Origin of the sequence: Bifidobacterium sp. ESL0769, from assembly GCF_029395495.1 — a bacterium.
Taxonomy (GTDB): Bacteria; Actinomycetota; Actinomycetes; order Actinomycetales; family Bifidobacteriaceae; genus Bifidobacterium.
Window position 1 is genome coordinate 2,301,186 of sequence record NZ_CP113918.1, and the last position, 20,732, is coordinate 2,321,917.

14 protein-coding genes are annotated in these 20,732 nt (G+C 55.3%); 5 read left to right on the forward strand and 9 right to left on the reverse strand.

Going from position 1 to position 20,732, the window contains the following annotated elements; translation table 11 throughout:
- The 3 genes from OZX72_RS08940 to OZX72_RS08950 all read right to left on the reverse strand — a co-directional run bounded on the left by OZX72_RS08940 (position 1) and on the right by OZX72_RS08950 (position 4,321).
- Positions 1-1,347 carry a gluconate:H+ symporter gene (locus OZX72_RS08940; RefSeq protein WP_277158342.1) on the reverse strand — a complete coding sequence of 449 codons (1,347 nt, stop codon included), beginning with the start codon at positions 1,345-1,347 and terminating at the stop codon, positions 1-3.
- A 260-nt stretch (positions 1,348-1,607) separates the two neighbouring features.
- Positions 1,608-2,663, reverse strand: coding sequence for a ketol-acid reductoisomerase (gene ilvC / locus OZX72_RS08945; RefSeq protein WP_277158343.1), 1,056 nt, complete (start codon positions 2,661-2,663; stop codon positions 1,608-1,610).
- 359 nt (positions 2,664-3,022) lie between these two features.
- A complete protein-coding gene (locus tag OZX72_RS08950; RefSeq protein WP_277159426.1) occupies positions 3,023-4,321 on the reverse strand; it encodes an MFS transporter in 1,299 nt (432 codons plus the stop codon).
- 1,124 nt (positions 4,322-5,445) lie between these two features.
- Between OZX72_RS08950 and OZX72_RS08955 the strand changes: the two genes are divergently transcribed.
- Positions 5,446-6,252 carry a hypothetical protein gene (locus tag OZX72_RS08955; protein ID WP_277158344.1) on the forward strand — a complete coding sequence of 269 codons (807 nt, stop codon included), beginning with the start codon at positions 5,446-5,448 and terminating at the stop codon, positions 6,250-6,252.
- Between the two features lie 177 nt (positions 6,253-6,429).
- Here the strand turns inward: OZX72_RS08955 and OZX72_RS08960 are convergent, their stop codons facing one another.
- Together OZX72_RS08960 and menB are read right to left on the reverse strand one after the other, a co-directional pair.
- Positions 6,430-8,352, reverse strand: a complete 1,923-nt coding sequence (locus OZX72_RS08960) for an AMP-binding protein (protein WP_277158345.1) — start codon at positions 8,350-8,352, stop codon at positions 6,430-6,432.
- Positions 8,353-8,446: 94 nt separating this feature from the next.
- Entirely contained in the window at positions 8,447-9,304 is an 858-nt protein-coding gene (gene menB, locus OZX72_RS08965) for a 1,4-dihydroxy-2-naphthoyl-CoA synthase (RefSeq protein WP_277158346.1), read from the reverse strand.
- Positions 9,305-9,437: 133 nt separating this feature from the next.
- Here menB and OZX72_RS08970 point away from each other — a divergent pair, with 133 nt between their 5' ends.
- Positions 9,438-9,803 (forward strand): PaaI family thioesterase, encoded by a 366-nt coding sequence (locus tag OZX72_RS08970; protein ID WP_277158347.1) that lies wholly within the window; start codon positions 9,438-9,440, stop codon positions 9,801-9,803.
- A 562-nt stretch (positions 9,804-10,365) separates the two neighbouring features.
- Positions 10,366-10,932: a PBECR4 domain-containing protein gene (locus OZX72_RS08975; RefSeq protein ID WP_277158348.1), complete on the forward strand. Its 567-nt coding sequence runs from the start codon at positions 10,366-10,368 to the stop codon at positions 10,930-10,932.
- A gap of 7 nt (positions 10,933-10,939) precedes the next feature.
- Here OZX72_RS08975 and OZX72_RS08980 read toward each other — a convergent pair whose 3' ends face one another.
- Entirely contained in the window at positions 10,940-11,146 is a 207-nt protein-coding gene (locus tag OZX72_RS08980; protein ID WP_277158349.1) for a hypothetical protein, read from the reverse strand.
- Between the two features lie 539 nt (positions 11,147-11,685).
- On the opposite strand from OZX72_RS08980, the gene OZX72_RS08985 reads away from it, so the two are divergent.
- Together OZX72_RS08985 and OZX72_RS08990 are read left to right on the forward strand one after the other, a co-directional pair.
- On the forward strand, positions 11,686-13,128 hold the full coding sequence (locus tag OZX72_RS08985; RefSeq protein WP_277158350.1) for a DASS family sodium-coupled anion symporter: 1,443 nt from the start codon (positions 11,686-11,688) through the stop codon (positions 13,126-13,128).
- A gap of 112 nt (positions 13,129-13,240) precedes the next feature.
- Positions 13,241-16,513, forward strand: coding sequence for a BspA family leucine-rich repeat surface protein (locus OZX72_RS08990; protein ID WP_277158351.1), 3,273 nt, complete (start codon positions 13,241-13,243; stop codon positions 16,511-16,513).
- A 368-nt stretch (positions 16,514-16,881) separates the two neighbouring features.
- Here OZX72_RS08990 and OZX72_RS08995 read toward each other — a convergent pair whose 3' ends face one another.
- From OZX72_RS08995 to OZX72_RS09005, 3 genes are all read right to left on the reverse strand, one after another.
- Positions 16,882-18,513: an LPXTG cell wall anchor domain-containing protein gene (locus OZX72_RS08995; protein WP_277158352.1), complete on the reverse strand. Its 1,632-nt coding sequence runs from the start codon at positions 18,511-18,513 to the stop codon at positions 16,882-16,884.
- A 167-nt stretch (positions 18,514-18,680) separates the two neighbouring features.
- On the reverse strand, positions 18,681-18,827 hold the full coding sequence (locus tag OZX72_RS09000; RefSeq protein WP_277158353.1) for a hypothetical protein: 147 nt from the start codon (positions 18,825-18,827) through the stop codon (positions 18,681-18,683).
- 381 nt (positions 18,828-19,208) lie between these two features.
- Positions 19,209-20,639, reverse strand: coding sequence for an ATP-binding protein (locus OZX72_RS09005; protein ID WP_277158354.1), 1,431 nt, complete (start codon positions 20,637-20,639; stop codon positions 19,209-19,211).
- Positions 20,640-20,732: the final 93 nt, after the last annotated feature.

Genomic DNA, 20,732 nt, shown 5'->3' on the forward strand with positions numbered 1-20,732 from the left:
TCAGACGAACAGGCTCAGCAGCAGGGTCATGCACAGCGCCACGATGGATGTGATGGTGGTGCCTACGGTCAATGTCTTATAGGCCTGCGGAACCGTGATATGCAGATATTCCTTGACCATCCAGAACAGCGAATCCGTAACGTGGGTGAGGCCGATGGCACCAGCTCCGATGGCGAGCGCCATAATCGCCGGGGACAATCCCGGTGTGGCGGTCAGCATCGGCAGCACGATTCCCGCAGCGCTCATCATCGCGACCGTGGCGGAACCCACGGCGAAATGCAGGATCAGCGCGATGAGCCAAGCCAGGATAATCGGGCTGACGGGCAGGCCGGAAAGCACCTTCGCGAGGCTCGGGGCCACGCCGGAAGCGGTGAGCACCGCATTGAACGCACCGCCGGCGCCGATAATCAGCAGAATGCCGCCGATAGGGCCGAACGAGCTATCCGTAAGGGTCTGCAGCTTTTCGATATTCATGCCACGATGAAGACCGAGCGAGAAATAGGCGAACAGCAGCGAAAGCATCAACGCCGTGATCGGGTTGCCGATGACGTTGATCCACTTCATGGCCAGCATGTCGGCAGGAAGCACACGCTCGCAGATCGTGCGCGTCACCATGATGAGCAGCGGCAGAAGAATGGTGAAAAGCGTGATGCCGAAGCCGGGAAGATCCTTCTCATCCTTCTCCACGAAATTAGCGGACGGATCCTCTTCGAGTTTCTCATTGGGATCATCCTTCTCGGGAATCGCGAAATGCGCGAAAAGAACAGCTCCAACCAATACCGACGGAATAGCGACGCAGAGACCGAGCAAAATGACGGTGCCGATATCGGCGTGCAAGGTGCCAGCGATGGCCGTCGCAGCGGGGTGCGGAGGCAGAATGCAATGAACCACCATCAGCGAGGTGGCCAGCGGGATGCCGACCTTCAAACGGGAAATCTTCGCTTCCTTCGCCACCACAAACACCAGCGGGACCAAGAGGACGAAACCTACTTCGACGAATACCGGAATACCGCAAATCAACCCCAGCAAAGCCATGATGATGGTGGCGTGCTTTTTGCCGAAGACCCTAAGCATCGTCGACGCAAGGCGCTGGGCCCCGCCCGACACTTCAAGCAGCTTGCCAAGGACAGCGCCGAAGCCGATAATCAGTGTGAGGAATCCCAGTGTATCCCCCACACCGTTTTGAATCGTATCAGTGATTTTGCCCAATGGCACTTTCGTCACAAACGCCACGAAGAATGCGGCAATCAGCAAAGCCAGAGACGGATGCATCTTGACTTTGACGATCAACAGCACTATCACGGCGATGGCGATAAGCAGAACAACCAATAATGGACCTGTGCTCATCTCAACTCCTTTGTAGTGAAACAGCTCCTAGTAAAAATATATTATCACTAGTAAGAAATTATTTCTACTTTATTGGTGTTTCTCCTGAAATTTAATTAACTCCGCTTTATTCAGAATAATTAAGTCGTGAAAAATGTATTAACTGTCGCAATACGCACATCAAAAAAAGGCTGCCATCGGGCAGAAAACCCGATGACAACCTTTAAATCCTGAAAACTAACCGAAATTCTCAGACTAGCTGGCAAGAACCTTCAGCAAGCTCACTTCTGAACCTGGGTACGGGCGATGTCGCCGTTGAAGGACTCGTTCTCGTCGGCGTCGGCCGACTTGCCCTTGAGCCAAGAGAACATCGAACGAAGCTTCGGGCCGACGGTCTCGATGCGTTCGTGGCTGTACTTCTGCTGCAGCTCCTTGAAGCGCGGGGCACCCTTGGCCTGGTCGTCCATAAACTCCTTGGCGAAGGAGCCGTCCTGAATGCGCTGGAGCTGATGCTCCATGTTGTGGCGGGTATGCTCGTCGATGACGGTCGAAGTGAAGTCGCCATACTGAGCGGTGTCGGAGCAGGACCAACGAGCCTTGTTCAGGCCGCCCTCGTTCATCAGGTCGACGAGCATCTTCAGCTCGTGGCAGACCTCGAAGTAGGCAATCTCCGGCTGGTAGCCGGCATCGGTGAGGACCTCGAAACCGGTCTCGACCAGGTGGTTGACGCCGCCCATGAGCACGTCCTGCTCACCGAAGAGGTCGGTCTCGGTCTCTTCCTTGAAGGTGGTCTTGATGGCGCCGGCGCGCAGGGCGCCCAGAGCCTTGGCGTAGGCGAGGGTGATGGCCCAGCCGTCGCCCTTGTCGTCGTTTTCGCAGGCGACGACCACCGGCACACCGCGGCCGGCGACGTACTCACGACGGACGATGTGGCCCGGGCCCTTCGGAGCGACCATGAAGGTCATGTGGCCCTTGCCCGGCTTGATGTAGCCGTAACGAATGTTGAAACCGTGCGCGAAGGCGAGCGCCGCATCAGGCTTCATATTGGGCTCGACCTCGTCCTTGTAAATCTGACCTTGATACTGATCAGGAGCCAGGAACATGATGATGTCCGCTTCCTTGACCGCGTCAGCGACGGGCTTGACTTCCAGGCCCTGCTCCTTGGCGTACTCAACGGACTTGGAGGTAGGCCGCAGGCCGACGACGACGTCCACACCGGAGTCGCGCAGGTTCAGCGCGTGAGCGTGACCTTGCGAGCCGTAACCGATGATGCAGACCTTCTTGCCGTCGAGAACGGAGAGATCAGCGTCGTCTTCGTACCAGATTTGTGCTGCCATAATATGCACTCCTTGCATAATTTATTATTTATTGTGCCGGACTAGGCAATCTGCCTGCCACAGCGTAGAAATTGGCTCTTGATCGAAAAGGGATTTTGTCCCGTTGTTCGTTCATTGTAACGCCGGTCACAGTGCAAACCGCGCCGTTGTCCAATAATCGAACAGGTATTTCTTACAAAATGAGACGGGACAAATCCCGAATCAACAGCCATTTTCAAATTTTTAATTACTTTTTAATTATAAATATTCAGTTATAAAACTACTTGGGGCAAATGACTATCCATCACCTAACTGCATGTATATATAAGGACTGCCACCGATCCGACGAAACCAAGCCGCATGGCGACAGCCCAACGCGATCACGCGGTGAAGTCGGTGTCTTTGGTTTCCTTGCAGGTGAGCAGGGCGACCAAGCAGCACAGCGCCATCACGGCCATATAGAGACCGACGGAACGAACACCCCAGTGCGACGAGAGCCAGGTGGCGACGGTCGGGACGAAAGCCGCGCCGACGATGGCGGCGAGGTTGTAGCCCAGGCCGGAGCCGGAGTAACGGACGTTGGCGCTGAAGAGCTCAGGCAGGATTGCGCCGACCGGGCCGAACGCGATGCCCATCAGGGCGAAGCCGACGCACAAGAAGACCATGATCTCCACAAAGTTGCGGTGACCCATCAGCAGATACGGGAAGACGAAGGAGAAGACGACCAGCGCGACCGCGGAGAACATCAGCACACGGCGACGGCCGAGCTTGTCGGCGTAGACGCAGGAGAGCACGATGAACAGGGCGAAGACGCAGATGCCGGCCATGAGCATCAGCAGATACTCGCGGTTAGTGAAGCCGAGTCCGCCGCCGCCTTCACGCCTAGTCTTGGTGCCCCAAGCGAGCGACCAGGTGGCCAAAGTGTAGAAGAGCGTGTAGGTGACCGCGACAATGAACGTGGCTTGCAGGACCTGACGCCAGCTGGTGCGGAAGACTTCCTTCAGCGGCGACTTGACGGTCTTCTTCTGCTCCTGGGCGAGGCGGAAGATCGGGGTCTCCTCCATATGGACGCGCACGACGAGGCCGACCACGACGAGGACGATGGAAAGCAGGAACGGTACGCGCCAGCCCCAGGCGAGCATCTGCGCCGGGGTACAGAAGGACTCAAGCACGAAGTAGGTGCCGTTGGAGAGGAAGAAACCGATCGGTGCGCCGAGCTCCGGGAAGGAACCGTAGAGTGCGCGCTTGTTAGCCGGGGCGTTTTCCGTGGCGACCAGGGCTGCGCCGGACCATTCCCCGCCTAGGCCGATGCCCTGAATGAAGCGGCAAAGGCAGAGCACGACAACCGCGAGCAGGCCCCACTGGCTATACGTCGGCAGGCATCCGATGAGGAAGGTGGAGAGGCCCATGGTCATCAGACTGACGACCAGCGTGGTCTTGCGGCCCATCTTGTCGCCATAATGGCCGAAGATCAGCGAGCCGAGCGGACGGGCGATGAACGCGATGGCGAAAGTCAGTAGGCTGACCAGAAGCGCCACGGTGGGGTTGGTCTTGTCCGAGAAGAAAATCTTCGGGAAATAGTTGGCCGAAGCGGTGCCGTAAGCGTAGAAATCGTAGAATTCAATGGCCGTGCCGACCATAGAGGCGGCAATGACGGTGCCCACCGAATCGTGTGCCATCTCCTGAAGTTTTGCCTTGCGTGCGGTGGCTCCAACGTTGCCGCTGGCACTGCCACTGCCGTTTACAGTCGCTGTGTCGACTGATGTCATGATGTTCTCCTCCGGCACGTTTGTCTTTTCCGCACCGATTACTGCTTCATTCGTTCTCTCGTCGCTCTTTGTCGCTCTCCCCGCCCGAGGCCTGCGTTACGTCTGGCACTTTTTGCGTCTTGCGTTTCGCAGGCTGGCCGATCCGAAATCCTTTGATACAGTTTGAATTCCTGGTCGTGTAGTCGGTTTGAGTTTTGCTTTGTTGAGTTATCGAGTATTTCAGTTGTGTTCGTGCACGAACTTGCGGCATTACCACGGTGACCTTTTGGGGCGTAATAACAAAAAGAAGCCCTGCGCTTGAATGCAGGGCTCAGAAAGCTATACGCTAGATATTGTTCATATCATTTTTCGTTCGACTGAACGATTTGCTTGCTTGCCCTGCCTTCATTGGCGGGGCTCAAGCTGAATGTGAAAAATCAGGCCGCCAACGAAGACGGGCTAATAATTCGCGCAGACTGCTCGTTAAGATTCATCAATCCGTTCTTCATGGCGTCCTCCTTTCAACATTTACCAAGTTCTTTCGGGTTCGTGACCCGTTTAGTGGATTACTATAGGCGAGTCCGAGTGCGACCACCGCCACAACGTCCACTATATGGACAACATTACGTAACAAAAAGCGCGAGAAACAAACATCCGCTATATCAATGCCCCCATTCCCATCATCGACTTGGATACGCTGTTATTATTAAATTAGAATAATTACAGTTACTTTTAAAAGGAGACGCCCGAATATGGCGAGCGCACACTAAGCGGAAAATTCCTGGGCCGAGCTATCGCTGTCTACAATGTCTACGACATTATCCACACAGGTCATGAGGGCTACAAGACCGGTGGCATTTCAGGAGCGTTACAGGCCGGAGGCAAACGTGCTGCAAAGGACCTCGTTGTCACTATCGTCGGCGATGGCGGTGCCGCTGCAGGAGCTATACTCGGCTCATTCGCAGGTCCGGGAGGGATTGCCGTTGGAACAGTCATTGTTGGCATGCTAGGACAGGAGGAAGCCGACAGTTGGTTCCCAGAGGATTGGTGATTTTATGGAACAGCAATACATGAATGGACAGATGGCCCAGCCATTCGCCAAACTTGCCTCTGACGAGCAGCACTATGACTTCATACTCACGGTACCAGTCATGGAAGAATTCGTCGATGCCGCCAACGCTTACGGTCGCAAACTTCAGTTCTTCAGCATCACATTTTTCGCGATTTGCTCCGCCGGAGAAATTATCAGCATCCTAGACGGCGTGATATATCAGCAAAAACATCCCATCTTCTTTGGCGCTGTCACATTTATCCTTTTATCGGCTTTCCTGATCATTTTTTTCTCGCGCGGAATCCGGCATATGGCAATGATGTTTGGCTTGTACAGGCAATGGCACACTTGGTTCCCGGCGGTTACATCCAACGCAATGTTGCACCGCTTGCAGTGGCGCAGAGTGACGGGCGCGCAGCTTTACGGGCCCGGCTGGGAGACACCATGCCGGCTCACCGCCTCCAACAGAGGATTGGAACTAATTCGATGGGTATCCGGCAAGACATACACCGTCAGCGTGCCATGGGACGAGGTTGAATGCGTGCGCCGCACACCACACGCCATCGTCATCGGCCCTTCCGCCGCAGGCAAAATCAACACTACGATATTCAACGGCAGAGGCTACCGGCTCGGCAACGTGGACGACTGCGTACTCGTCGACACCCGCGCCCTCGCCGATCCGGACGGGTTCGCCGACTGGTGCCGCTCCCGCATGCTCAACGCCCACCAGCGCACCCTAAACTTCGCTCCCAACTCCAGTAAGGGCCGCCGCCTCCGCTTCCGACGCTGGTTCTACGGCGACGACCTATAGGCACAATGCCTTACAACCGAAGCTGTGCGTGATAGCAGAATTCACGTCGAATCTGGCAGAAACACTCACAGTGGCAACGATTGGATGAACGACGATTGGATTGACAGCAGAAAGATAACGCGCAACTGACCTCTGCAACGGTCAGCCAGCATTCCCCGATATAGACCGCCTTCGGCTTCAGCTTTTACCAAGCAGGAAGCGACGAACCTTGCCCGTGCTCGTGCACGGCAGGGAATCGACCCGGTAGAAGCGCTTCGGGACTTTGTAATGCGCAAGGTTGCCCCGACCGAACTCGCGCCATTGAGCGGTCAAGGAAGCGGAGACTTCCATCTTGGAGCCTTTCGGCTTGCCCTGCCTACTTGCCGGGGGTTTTCCGGTGCCAGCACCAGCGCCACTGCCCGTACCGGCACCAACACCCTGTGATGTTCCAGTGCCAGCCTCTTTGCACACCACGTAGGCGACAGGGACTTCGCCCCACTTTTCATCGGGCTCGGCAGTGACGGCGATTCCATCGATGCCCGGGCACTCGGCGTAGACGCGCTCGACCTCCTCGGGAAAGACGTGCTCGCCGCCGGAAATCATCATGTTGTCGAGCCTGCCGTCGACGTAAAGGTAGCCGTCGTCATCGATATGGCCGACGTCGCCGGTCCGGTACCAGCCATCAGCGGTTTTCTTGGCTTCGAAGATGCCTGGCCGGTTGAGGTAGCCAGGCGTGAGTGCGTCGGTTTTGATGAGGATTTCATCGGTTTCGTCCGCGAGTTTCAGCGACGTGGTGAAGTACGGCTTGCCACTTGCCAGCAGTTTGCGAGCGCCGTCGCCTGTACTGGTGCCGACGATTTGCGAGCAAGTTTCGGTCATGCCGTACGAACGCACGACGATCATGCCAAGCGCATGGCAGCGTTTCAGCAGTTTGAGGTCGGACTTTTCGCCACCTAGAATAAAGCCCTTAAACGCTGGCGAATAGCCGAAGTTGGCAGGCAACGGTACGGGAGCGTCACTGTCAGAGGAAATGTCGGAACCGGTGCCGGTGGCCGATACGCCTGAACCAGAACTCGAATCCGGCAAACCGGGATTGGAGCCATCTGCCGAACCCGCAACCACCGCAATGCGCTTCTCATGCTCGGGCACCAGCTCTTTGAGCATCGTCGGCACGACGGAAACCCAGGAGATTGGCTCGTTAGTGAGGATCCGTTCCATTTCGGAAGCCTCGAAGTGGTCCATCAGACGCACGGCGACGTCAAAAATGAGACCGCGCAGAATGATGGAATAACCGCTGATGTGGAAAATCGGAACTGCGCAAAGCCACTCGTCGGTCGGGCTCGTGCCGAGGTTCAACGCCACGCTCGTCGCCGAGGTGAAGTGATTACGCACGGTCTGCTGGATGCCTTTCGGCGCGCCGGTCGAGCCGGAAGTGAACATGATGCTCACCACCTGGTCGTCGTCGAATTCGCGCGGAATCGACGGAGCCGAAACTATGGGGTCCACGCCGTTATCGCTGAAGGAATTCTTCACGGCCGAGACTTCTGACGGGGATGAGGATGCAGGTTCAGACGCAAAAGAACGATAAACGGAAACGGGATTGCGGGAAGTCTTTTGCGAACCGGCCAAATCCGTGCCAGTGCCGCCGAGTTTAAAATCATCAGCTTTGGCAAATATCTCATCGAAACCGACAATACGAAATCCGTCATCCCCCGAAACGTCAGCATCACCAACGCTCTTGGTTAGGTGGGCCGCTTTCTTATTCGAACTATTCACACGAATGCCACCCAGCAGATTTTCAGGCAGACTGTCGTCCTTGAGGCAGCAGGCCGCACCGGCGTCGCGCATCTGGCCGGCGAGCTCGTCATTGGTCAGACGCTTGTTGAGCCACACCACCGTCTTGCCGTATAGCAGCAAGGTGACCGCCAGCAGATAACCGCGAACGTTGTTGTTGGAAACCATCGCGACGTTTTGCGTTTTGAACGCGCCGAACCTATCGAGCACCGCGCCCAACCGCTGTGCCTCGTCGAATACTTCGCCGAACGTATAGCGCGTCTCGCCGTCGTAAACCGCCGTACGCTCCGGCGTCAGTATCGCGCGTTTCAGCACCCAATTATCCATAACAGATTTCCCCCGATCTGTTGCGACTAGCCCAGTCAAGCAACCGTTACGCGCACGCGAGTGCAGGCCCCGCGATATGCGCAACGGCCCGCGATCACGGGAATTTCGGGAACTGGTCGAAGTTGGGCTTGCGCTTCTGGTTGAACGCATCGCGACCTTCCTTAGCCTCGTCGGTGGTGTAGAAGAGCATCGTGGCGTCGCCGCCGAACTGCTGCAGACCGGCGAGCCCGTCGGTCGCGGCGTTCATGGAGGCTTTGATGAAGCGCAGGGCCATGGGCGACTTGGTCAGCAGCTCGTCGCACCACTTGAGCGTTTCCTTTTCGATGTCGGCGAGCGGCACGACCTTGTTGATCCAGCCCATCTGCAGCGCCTCTTCGGCGGTGTAGAAGTGGCCTAGGAACCAGACTTCCTTTGCGCGCTTTTGGCCGATGACGTCGGCGAGCAGGCCCGAGCCGTAGCCCGCGTCGAAGCTGCCGACCTTGGGGCCGGTCTGGCCGAACTTGGCATTGTCGGCCGCAATGGTCAGGTCGCAGACCAGCTGCAGCACGTTGCCGCCGCCAACCGACCAGCCCTTGACCATCGCAATGACGGGCTTGGGGATGATGCGAATGAGGTGCTGCAGGTCGAGCACGTTCAGGCGCGCGACGTGGTCGCTGCCGACGTAGCCGCCGTTGCCGCGCACGCCTTGGTCGCCGCCAGACGAGAAGGCGAGGTCGCCCGCGCCGGTGAAGATGATGACGCCGATTGTCGCGTCGTCACGGCAGACGGTGAAGGCGTCGATCAGCTCCTCGATGGTCTTCGGCGTGAAAGCGTTTCGCTTCTCGGGCCGATTGATGGTAATTTTAGCTATATGGTCGAGGCGGTCGAACAGTATTTCATCATATGTTTTGACGGTCTCGAAAGTGCGCTGATGCCGGTCATACTGACTATCAACGTCCTTGCTAGTTGTCATGGTGGCTCCTTCTGGATACGTCATGTCGCAGCTCCATACGGCTGACACAACCGAGCATGCGCTCGTTAGCGCTACATTTGGCCGTACAACGTAAAGGTATGAAGTTATCGAGATGAATGCGAGGTTCGATATTATGTCACTTGCGAATTATCTGGGCATCAAACAACAGGAAATCTCGCGGTCAAAGGTCATCTTAACATTGCCGGTTACAGAAAACGTTCTACAGCCTTTCGGTATCCTGCACGGCGGAGTCAATGCCGTTTTGGCCGAGGAAGCCGCGAGTTTGGGCGCTATGGCGCGGCTTGACGCCTCCCATACCGCCGTTGGCGTGGATATCAGCACGCACCATTTCCGCCCAGTGACTTCCGGCACATTGACCGCCACCGCCACTCCGGAAAACATCGGTAAAACGTTGCAAACATGGCGTGTAGAGGTACGTATGGGCAGCAAGCTCACGAGTATTTCGACAGTCACATTAGCTGTCCGCGAACGCCAGTAATTTTCAGCAGATTCTACGAGTCTCTCCACCGTCGAAAAGCACAAGTTCGCGCTAGATGAGCGGAAGAAAAGCTGCGCATATTTTTTTCAACGCATCTCGACTTCAAATCGCGAGATTCGCAAGTCGGTATCCATTCAAGCTTTTCGAAACAACCGTTTAAACATTTCGTTGCAATTCCCAAGATGAGCGCAAACAGGCCAGATCTGCGTCACACAATATGTTATCGATACGCGTATAGTTGCCTATAAGGCTTTGTGCTTTGTTTCTCTTCCCGTCCGGATGCGAAGCAGAAGCTGAAGTCTTGAAATTGAAGAACCGAATCTGCCGCAGGCGACCCACGGTCTTATCATGCAAGATCGTGTTTGCGTGAACAGGAAGCCTAGCCCCGGGGAGCGGGTGATACAGGTAGTGTGACGGCACTGCGCTGAGCTCATATACCAACCTTCAGGGTCTTAGAACCCCAAGGGTGTCATGCAGAAGACGGGAAAACGATTCTTCATACGAATCCCGGGTATTCCGCGCGAAAGACATACCCGGGATTCGTCGTACCAAAGGAGGCGCAGTGAGTGGAGTATCATCGGGAAGCTTGGAGAGCAAACACAAGCAGCTTTTATTCCCCAAATTCCAAGTTGCCGCCCAAACTTACACCCAACTGCTTAATTGTCATACCATCGTCAATTGCGCCAACGGATTCGCTCTCGACATCTTTTGGTCGAAAGAGAATTTCAAACATCTCTGCGGGGCATGGTGCGACCGCCCTGGCAAGGAGGTAAAAAATACCACCGAAGCCGAGTATTTCTACGATTGCATGTTATCGAAAAAATCCACATGGAGACTCCTGCATTTTTCGCCAAAGAACTTCAGTTCAGTTTTTGCGAAAAGCCTAGTGTTGCCAACCGCATTGGACCACTCCAACTGGACCTCATGCAAAATCACCGACTCAACCATTGCCGCGTTGGCTTGGCTGATGGGCAATACCGTCTGGTTCATCGGGTTAGGAGAGAGCAACAACGAATCGTCCTATGTCAAAGGGACCAATGTCTGCTATCCCAAAAGCATGAGGAAACAAAACATCAATGTCAAAAGCGGCAAGTCTCAATACCCGATTCAGTCTGTTCAGATAATTTAATCTCTTTTCAACACTGGACTGTATGGTCGATTTCGCGCTCGATGGCATGACGCTGATAATTAAGCCGCTTCAACTCGCGCGAAGGATCCCAACGCGAATCCATCGTGGGGTCTCCCGGCGCAGGAGAGACACGCGCATCCATCTCATCATTGATTTCCTCGCCGTAAGCAGCCAACTCCCACTGCTCTTCCTTCGATAAATCGGAAAACTTCATCGCAATCCCTCCTTCTTAAGGTAGCCTTCACGCGCTTTCATCGCGTGCACAATCCAATTCCTGAGTATACCCAGCTCGTGCTGCAGTGCCGATTCCCAATTATCTCCAAAAAAGTGCAGAAATTTACATTTTTTTGGAGATAAAAATGTATTTATTGACACTTTTTTGGAGTTGCAACTTTTTGGCGCAATATCTTCGCCTCAATTAACTTGCCCACAAAACCAATTGAGCCACGAATGCAACGGAATTTTTACAACCTCACATTTCTTTATCAGCGAAGACGAAATCGGGGATTTTTGCTAGTTTCTTTAGCGAATAACGCAACAATCGACGGCGGAAATCTTCGTTTCCCCGACACGACACCCAAAAATGGCAGGTTCTCAAAAATCCTTTAGGCAGAACGCCTCAAGTCATCCAATGCAATACAAAACTCCATCATGTACGGTTGGAACAACAGTGGATTTCGTACGCTTCATGGCGCGCGCGGCAAGTTACGGAAAGCTTAAAAGAGAATGACAAAGCCATGACCTGAAAGGACCGTGAGCAGCCTTATGTCTTCGGTACTCACCAAGAAGAAAATTCCCCTAGCCCTGTTCCTCCTGTGCTGCATTGGCCTCATTTTCATGTGGTTCACGCCTGCGCCCGCGCACGTGCAGACCACGGGCTGGCACAGCTTCGCCATCGTGCTCTTCTTCCTCGCCGGGTGCGTGTTCAACGTGGCCCCGCTTTCCATACTTTCGCTGACGATGATGACGCTTTTGGGCGTCACCTTCACGATGCCCGCCACCACGCTGATCTCGTTCTTCGGTTCCGCCCCGGTCTGGCTCGTGCTTTTCGCCTTCTTTATGGCCATCGGCTTCCGCAAAACGAACCTCGGCGCGCGCATGGCCTACTGGCTCATCGCCCACTTCGGCCGCAGCCCGCTGGCACTGGCCTACGTCATGGCCGTCTGCGATTTGGTCCTGGCTCCGGTCATTCCGAACACCAACGCACGTGGCGCCGGCATCCTCTTCCCCATCAACCAGTCGTTGGTCGAGGCGCTGAACGAACCCAAAGACCCGAGCAAGCGTTCGGTAAGCTCGTTCCTCACTTTGGCTACTTTCCATCTCAACTTGATTATCGGCGGGCTCTTCCTGACCTCGATGGCCACCAACCCGCTGGTCGCCAGCATGGCCGCCAGCACCTTTGGCATCAAGATCTCGTGGTTCCAATGGTTCGCCTACGCCAGCGTCCCGACGCTGCTCGCGGCCATCATCGTACCGATCGTCATCCTGGCCATCCATCATCCGCAGGATCAAAGCGCCGACCTGACCGTCGTGCACCAAACCGCACAGGCCGAACTCAAAAAGATGCCGAAGATGGCATTGAACGAATACCTGATGATTGCCGTCTTCGTCCTCGTCGTCGTGCTCTGGGGCACTTCGACCATCACCAAGCTCGACAACACCCTGATTGCGATGCTTGGCCTCACCGCCCTGCTGATTTTGAAAATCATCGATCTCGACGACGTCTTCGCCGAAAAGCAAGGCTGGAACATCCTGCTCTGGTTGGCCCCTCTAATCGGCGTGACCGAATATCTCAACAAAACCGGCGTGGTCGGCTGGATCAAGCGCGTCTTGACTTCCAGCGTCGCCGGCATCCCCGCATGGCTCGCCATCGCAGTCATCGTGCTGCTTTATCTCTACGTGCATTACCTGCTGACCAGCGTGCTCGTCCACGTGCAGACGTTCTTCATCCCGTTCGCGGTCATTCTGGTCTCGCTTGGCGTCCCGCCGATCGTTGCCACCATGCTGCTGGGACTGTTGACCTGCATCTCGCCGGGCATGACGCATTACGGCACTGGCACCGCGTCAATCTATTATTCAACCGGTTACGTCAGCCAGAAGGAATGGTGGAAGGTCGGCTTCATCGTCAGCCTCGTCAATCTCCTTATCTACGCCGGAATCGGCACCCTTTGGTGGAAGCTACTTGGCCTATGGTAAATCGCCGATACGCATTACAGAGCCCATTGCAAACCTCCGTCCTCGAAAACAGGACGAGGGCTTCGTGGGCTTTTTATGCGCTGCCTCAGACGTGTCGGTTGGGTGATTTCCGATGAAAAAGCCTTCGTTCGCATCCGCACTGTGTATCATCGCCACAACGGTCTGCGCAGCCATGGTCTCCTGCGCGGTTTTTGCGAGCGCCGATAGCGGAACCGACAGCACAACGTTTACAAACGGCTCGAATACTCCGTCCGCAACGGCACAAACCAACTTCCGCGACTCCAGAAACAACAACCGCGTAAAGGCCTCAAGCCAAATCGGGCCGCAAGAGGAGACATCCCAACCGCAGGTAGGGCCCCAAGCCACTTGCAGGGCGACAAGCTGGGCCAACTGGGGTACGCCCTACAGTGGAGCCACAGGCGTGAGCGGCCAGGACAGCAGCACCGTTCAATGGCAGGTCACCAGCGATTGCGTATTACATCTTACCGGCGGCACAAGCCCTGATATCTCTAACAGACAAAGCAGCATTCCCTGGAATTCACGGCGCGGCACCATTGTCGGGGTCAAAGTTGAGGGCAACCTCACCTTGTTCAAAAGCAATATCGACCTGAATCCCATGTTCACCGATATGTATAACCTCACCAGTGTCGACACCACGGGCGGCTCCCTGCATCTGGCCGAATCCGCAGCGGCCGGACTGTTTGACAGCTGCACCTCGCTTACCACCATCAACGGAATTACCAGCTGGGACACCAGCCAGACCACGGGCATGGCCAGCATGTTCTACTTCTGCACCGGGCTGGCCCAACTGGACCTTTCCGGCTTCAACACCGCGAATGCAGAAGACATGTCCAACATGTTCGACGCCGACAATGCCCTCACTTCAATCAAGTTCTCAAACAATTTCACGACGCGCAACGTCACCAGCATGTCAGACATGTTCAATGGCTGCTCACTCCTGTCCTCGCTCGACCTGCACAAATTCGACACCCGCGCCGTAAAGAGCATGGCCCACATGTTCGCCGGCTGTTCCTCGCTTACCGACCTGAATCTCTCCAACTTCAACACCGGCAACGTCAACAACATGAATGCCATGTTCCAAAGCTGCAATAAACTCGCTTCGGTCGATCTTTCAAGTTTCGTCACCACCAAAGTGACCGACATGAGCTACATGTTCAATGACTGCTCTTCCCTCACCTCATGGGTTCAACCCAACTTCACCACCCCCCTCGTGAACGATATGGCCTATATGTTCGACGGGTGCACCAACCTCATGACGCTTGATATTTCGAGCTTCAATACCAGCCGGGCCATATCTTCAATGACCAATCTTCTGCCGAACGGATTGCGCCGCCTGAAGCTGGGAACGAACACACGACTGAGCAACACCGCTTTTTCAAACGTCAATAACACCATCAACTGGAAGGAAATGTCGAGCCTCGACAACAACGCAACCCAGATTGGTTCTGTCGGCGATCTGAGCGCCTTGCAAACGCGTGCGGCTTCCAGCAACCCTGCCGGTTCGTTTTGGGACTCACGCTTTACGCCGACCGGCGTGCAGCTTGCGATCAATGCGAACGGCGGTGCCACGAACTTCACCCCGGTCTCCTACGACACCACCACCGCAGCCGCGGCCATCACCGTGCCGCGAGGCAACGTGATCACCCTCAACAAGTCACAAAACATCTTCGCCGGCTGGAACACCTGCGCGAACGGCGGCACTTCGGGCGGCTGCCAATCCTACCAACCGAACGACACCATCACCGTGGCCCAAGGCGATTCCAACCCCACAAGAACCATCACGCTATACGCCCAGTGGGTCAAGGCGCCCTCACCCGTGATCGATCCTTACTCGCCGACCGTCCACGCTCCCGTCGGCGCAAACCCGACCGTCGACGTGACCGTATCGAACACCACTGCAGCCGCCGGACCAGCTGGCGGACCTGCAGCCAACGCGCTCACCGGCAGCACGACCACCATCACCACGGGCCAAGGCCCTTGGTCCACCGAAACCGGGCCCGGCACATGGAATTACACGAGTAGGCCAATGGCTGACCTCCAGCCCAACATGGGCGCCCCCTACGTCATCAAAGCGGTCACCACCATGACCGACCCCTCGACCGGCAACATTGTAACCGCTTTCACACAGAAAAGCGGCATACTGCCTTATCTCAAGGTCACCTTCAACGCCAACGGCGGCACAGGCGCCCCATCCGACATGTCCGGCTTCGGCGACCCGGACAACCACAGCCTCACCCAGTTCACCATCCCCGCTGACGTCATCCCCACCAAAGGCCCACACGATATGTTCGCCGGCTGGGCCACCAGCCCGACGGCCACCCAGCCCGACCCCGCCTATAACCCCGGCAACCATGCGCCGACTTATTTCTTAAGCACGGACGCAGGCAAAACCCTCACGCTTTACGCCGTCTGGCACGAAGCGAAAGCACCCGTCATCACGGAAGTACATCGTGACCCGTCAAGCAACCACGTCATCGTAACCGGTACCGCACAGCCTTTCAACGTCATCGGCACACCTACCGTCAGCGGCAACTCAAGCAAGGGATTGAAAGTCACCAGTGCCTCGCTCACCTCGGACGGCGAACTCTCCGTTGCCGGTCTCGCGTCCGGCACCGGCGACACCGTTGGCGGCCAAGTGGTCACCGTACGCGTGCGCGCCTGTTACGCCAATACTTCCGGGCCCAACGGCACGGCACCTCCGTCGAAAGCCAGGTGGAGCAACGACAACAACAACATCCCGTCCGGCTGCGTCCAGGACTTTGGAATACCCAACTATCATCTCAGCTATTTCCCCTTTTCGTTCTGGCTTGCCGGCATCAACAACAAATGGTCCACCGCCAATCTCGACATCGGCACCAGACCGTATATCTGGGTCTATACGCAGTACCAAAACGGTTCTATCGACGGGCCGCTCATGCTCACCCCGCTCACCCAAGGCAGCGACAATTCGGTCAAAACCTGCGTCAAGGCCGCGAACACCAATCCCAGCAACTACGTCTGCGGCATCGCGACCATGGATAACACGGCGACTTTCGACGGGACCACGGCCCACAGTTGGAGCCTCGATTTGCCCGAAAGCACCGCTCTCGACAGCGCCAACGCTTACGACACCAGCTCGCACCTTTATATTGACGACGTCTGGAGGAATAACGCCTCGGGAGGCGGAGGCGGAGGCGGAGGCAGTCGGCTCAGCGTCATCTCGCCTGAAGCGTTCCTCGGCGGCGCTCCGCCTTCCACGAACGCTCTGCCCTTCACCGGCGGACTTTTCCGGCGCATCATGATAGCCCTCGCTGCTCTGATCGGTTCCGCAGCCGTCCTGCTCACTGCGTTCGTCGTCTTCCGGCGGAGGGTTTTGCAGAAATGAGACCAGTAGCTGCCCGATATCGCGTCTAACGCATCCACTACCAAACATGCGATAAACACGACGCTCACGCAATCTCAGCGCCGCTCCCAGCACTTCCGCTAGCCAACAAGCAGAAAAACGGTCAGTAGAGCAGTGACAAAAGAACGTCTACAACAACGAAGAGGCCGAGTAACCGGCTGACGGGACGTTGATGTTATACCAACGTTCGTAACCGATTACCCGGCCTCTCTATTCTGCGTTTTAGCCGTTGCCTGAACTTTTATCGCGCAAACTTTAGAAGTTTAGAAACGTTCAGGTTCAGACTCAAAGGCATTCGCGTTCAGGCTCAAAACCTCACTACACAATCGCGAATCGAGCCACGGAGCGAATCAAGCCCGGCGACGACGCAGCGCCACGATTCCGGCTGCAGCGACGAGCGCCACGACGGCAGCAATCAACACCATCGCGACAGAGGCACCCGTTTCAGGAAGCTTGCCGCCATTGCCAGATTGCTGCTTCTGGTTATTCTGATTCTGATTCGCATTCTGGGCACCCTGCTGTCCACCGGAAGCCTGCGACTTCGCGGCAATGTTCACTGCCGTCCAACCCGCAAGGTTGCCATTCTCGTCAAACAGTGCAATCTTGTGCAAACCGGTCTTCTCCGCTGGCAAAAGCGGCTCGACATAGTATCCGCTGGCGTCTTTCTTCACCTCGAGATACGGAGCACCGGACGGATCAGTAAGCTGAGTCGGGTTGGAATAAATATAACCGGACCAGAAGCAGGAAGGCGTATCCTTACCGTCGACGCTGGCCTTGCAGCCTTGCCCGAGATTGTTGATGTAGATGCGGGAAGGCGAGCCAGCGACCGGATTCGACGGCGTCACAAGGCTTCCCTGATTGCCGTTGTTCAAGTCGCCACTGGCAGGAGCTGTTGGCTCAGCTTTGGTGGTAAAAGCAGGAATCAATGCCGCACCAGAACCGCTCATACCGGCAGGGCCGCAGTTGACTCCGACCACCATTTGCGTGATGTCGGTGTTGACGCGCTGGTTCAGTTTACCTTGATTTGCCAGTTCTGTGGCATGCTCTGCAACCATCTGAGAGGCCGGAGCCAGAGACAGATCCTTGCCGTTGGCATTGACGTTCTTGTTCTCATAATGTGTATTCGGTTGCAGACCCATCAGCGCGATATTGACATGATCTTCCGTCTTGTACATGGAGTTGTCACCCCAGCGGTAGTATCCCACGCCGCTCACCAGCGATGTCACCTCGCTGCCGCTGTTGCCGACAGCATCGTAATAGGGCTCATCTGCGTGAACGCCATAGACTTGTTGGTAACTGCTTGATGTCAGATCGGTGTCGTTGACCCCACCTTCGATATCCGGAGGGAAGAAACCAAAGTTCCAACCATCAACAAAGCTGCTGCCCTTATTCCACTTAGGTACGATGCTCGTGATATGGCTGAATTGAAGCATTGGAGTCGTAGCCGGGTGCTCGCCGTCAGCCGGCTGAGAAGGCTCGTGCAGCGGCAATCCACCCTCGCAAGCGCCGCCATTCATATATTGATAATCAAACGAGACATTGGCGGTATGCGCGCCGATATCGCTGACTTTGACGTTGGTGATTTTGACGGAATCGGCACACGATACTCCGCCACCGATTCTAGGTTCCACACCCTGAACGTTTGGAGTTGGCGCCGACTTTGGTGTAGCTCCGTCTTTAACAGACTGAGACGCCTGAGTTGAGGGCTCATCAGCCTGTGCCTGAACAGACTGAGAACCAACCGTCGAGGTCTGTTGCTGCTCAGAAGCCTTAGGTTCTGCAGCTCGAGCAGACTTAGCCGCTGAACTCTGCTGAGCACTAGTCGAAGACGCATCAGTAGCGGTCTGAGCACTCTGCGCGGCAGCAGGAGCACCCGGGGCGCTCGGAGTTTCGCCAGCGTTCGCAACACCTACACCGACACCTGCGAACATCATGCAAGCCGCCGCAAACGACGCGACGAGCGTATATTGTTTCTTTGCCATTCTCTTCTTCCCATCTCCAAACGTCATAGTTCAGATTCAGTTGCAAGACACATAATTAGGTTATCAATCGCGAAAGACTAAATTGTGTATTATTTTAGAGTATGTCTAATTATTTTGTAATAGATTTACTGTCGATTGATGCTTGGAATCGCAATCAATTCAGCGGTTTACAACATTGCTTCCAGCGGATGAGATTTGACATAACGCTCGAGAAGAGCGTCGTCGATGGGCTCGGTATAAGTGAGGTCAGAGACCAGCAGGCCGATAAAACTGCAGATGGCGACCGGGTGCTCGTGCACCAAAGTACCACTCATTTCGACGGCACCGTATAAAAAGTGCAAGTTAGCGACCCTAATGTGCACTATTTTTACGCTGCCGTCAGAAAAGTGCACCTTAACGCTTCCAATGTGCATTAATTTGACGCTAATGCCGAAAAGGTGCACCTTAGCAATCGTAAAGTGCACTTTTCTTACGCTGACATCAATCGCATGCGCTCAGCAACAGGCCTTCAGCGCTCAGCCGACGAGCGAGCGTACCTCGATGATGCAGTTTCGCTACGGACCGGCGCCGCGGCTATCTTGCTCGCAACGTTTGTCGCTTTCCAGCGTCGCATCTTGCGCAAGAGTAAATCAATTCAGACCAGAATAACCTGAGAATTTACCAGAGCAATGAAAACCATCACCTCTGGATGAAGTTCAGCAATATAAATCATCAGCTGCAATGAGGCTCATACGCTCATCATTCCTGTAATGTTCCAATGTGGGTTTACTGACCCTGTTTTTGCTGAAAAGTATGAATCCTGTTCGATCAACGGGGAAGCCTTTGACCAGACCGGCCCGGGCTTTCAGCTTGTCAATCGCTTCGGTCTCGTTGAAAGAGTTCCGCCATTTGCATTCGCCTATAATGATGCGCTTTTCATCGTCGTTCGCGGCCACCACGTCGATGTCGGTCTGCTCGTGCGCAGCGGGATCATTACCCCACCACTTGCCGAACCCGGTTGCGACGAACGGTAACTCCTCAGCTACGTTCTTTCTGACAAGCCACTGGCGACAGACATCCTCGAACTGTCCGCCAACATAAGTAGCGAACACCTCGCCGAACGCGCTGGATTTTGCCAAAGCCGCACCACCGCCGGTCTCGATGATGGACGCCTTTGGGGCCACGAAACGGAACCAATACGCGAAGAACGGGTCACCGACGACATACAGGCTTTTCCTTGTTTTAATCGGGTTCTCGCCGAACGGCACCAGCCGCTTCACCAATCCCAAACCCATTAGTGATTTCAGATATTTTCCAATTGCGGAGACTTCCAAACCGGCACGCTCGGCAATCAATTTTGGGGTATTGCTACCTGCGGCGATGGCCTGCATCGCCGAATAGTAAATCGCCGGTTCCCGCATCTCTTCGCGCAAAAGCATCATCGGCTCCTCGCTGAGCATACCCAGCTTGGAATAAACAAGATCAATGACATTCTCGCGATAACTTTTCGCTGAGTCAATCCGTTCAAGATAATATGGCGTTCCCCCGAACGTAGCATAATACTCGACCTTTTCCGTTGCGGTGGCCTTCGGCAAGAATTGCGCGGCGTCATAATAGTCAAACGGCTGCAGCTTGATCTGCGCAGTCCTTCTGCCGAACAACGGGCTCTTGGAACCAAGTACCTCGCTTTCCATGAAGCCTTGGTTACTGCCAGAAAGAATGATCATTACCGGCGTGTTTTTGAACCCATGATCAATGGCGATTTGCAGCAGTGACGGCAGAGCAGGCTCAGCTTGCGCGGCATACGGAAACTCATCAAAAACGAAAATGAACGGTTTGCGCGTACCAGCTTTTACCTCCCGCGCACGGGCAACGACGTAGTTCAGCGCAGAACGCCAATCAGCAAACCCCGGTGTGCCCTCAGGAATGCCAAAACAACGGTAGACTTCCTGCGAAAAAAGCTCCAGATTAAGTTTTGAACTTTGTTGCAACGCAGTGACATACAGGACCTGTTTGCCTCGCACGAACTCGTCGATTAGCGAGGTTTTGCCCACACGTCGACGCCCATAAATGACTACCATCTCGTAATCCTTACGAGCATAGAGCGCTTCCAAATCCTGCAATTCCTGTTTTCGCCCGATAAACATCCGCCACCTCGATTACTCCGCTTATTGCTCGTTATTAACAAGCAACGATTCACAACTTGAATGATTACAAGTCTACTATAAAAGAAGTATAAG

Bases quoted from the DNA above. Each gene is read 5' to 3' on its own strand.
- OZX72_RS08990 (WP_277158351.1), top strand. From the start codon at position 13,241: ATGAAAAAGCCTTCGTTCGCATCCGCACTGTGTATCATCGCCACAACG.
- OZX72_RS08955 (WP_277158344.1), top strand. From the start codon at position 5,446: ATGGAACAGCAATACATGAATGGACAGATGGCCCAGCCATTCGCCAAA.
- OZX72_RS08980 (WP_277158349.1), bottom strand. From the start codon at position 11,146: ATGAAGTTTTCCGATTTATCGAAGGAAGAGCAGTGGGAGTTGGCTGCT.
- OZX72_RS08995 (WP_277158352.1), bottom strand. From the start codon at position 18,513: ATGGCAAAGAAACAATATACGCTCGTCGCGTCGTTTGCGGCGGCTTGC.
- OZX72_RS08970 (WP_277158347.1), top strand. From the start codon at position 9,438: ATGTCACTTGCGAATTATCTGGGCATCAAACAACAGGAAATCTCGCGG.
- OZX72_RS08960 (WP_277158345.1), bottom strand. From the start codon at position 8,352: ATGGATAATTGGGTGCTGAAACGCGCGATACTGACGCCGGAGCGTACG.
- ilvC (WP_277158343.1), bottom strand. From the start codon at position 2,663: ATGGCAGCACAAATCTGGTACGAAGACGACGCTGATCTCTCCGTTCTC.
- OZX72_RS09005 (WP_277158354.1), bottom strand. From the start codon at position 20,639: ATGTTTATCGGGCGAAAACAGGAATTGCAGGATTTGGAAGCGCTCTAT.
- OZX72_RS09000 (WP_277158353.1), bottom strand. From the start codon at position 18,827: ATGAGTGGTACTTTGGTGCACGAGCACCCGGTCGCCATCTGCAGTTTT.
- menB (WP_277158346.1), bottom strand. From the start codon at position 9,304: ATGACAACTAGCAAGGACGTTGATAGTCAGTATGACCGGCATCAGCGC.
- OZX72_RS08940 (WP_277158342.1), bottom strand. From the start codon at position 1,347: ATGAGCACAGGTCCATTATTGGTTGTTCTGCTTATCGCCATCGCCGTG.
- OZX72_RS08950 (WP_277159426.1), bottom strand. From the start codon at position 4,321: ATGGCACACGATTCGGTGGGCACCGTCATTGCCGCCTCTATGGTCGGC.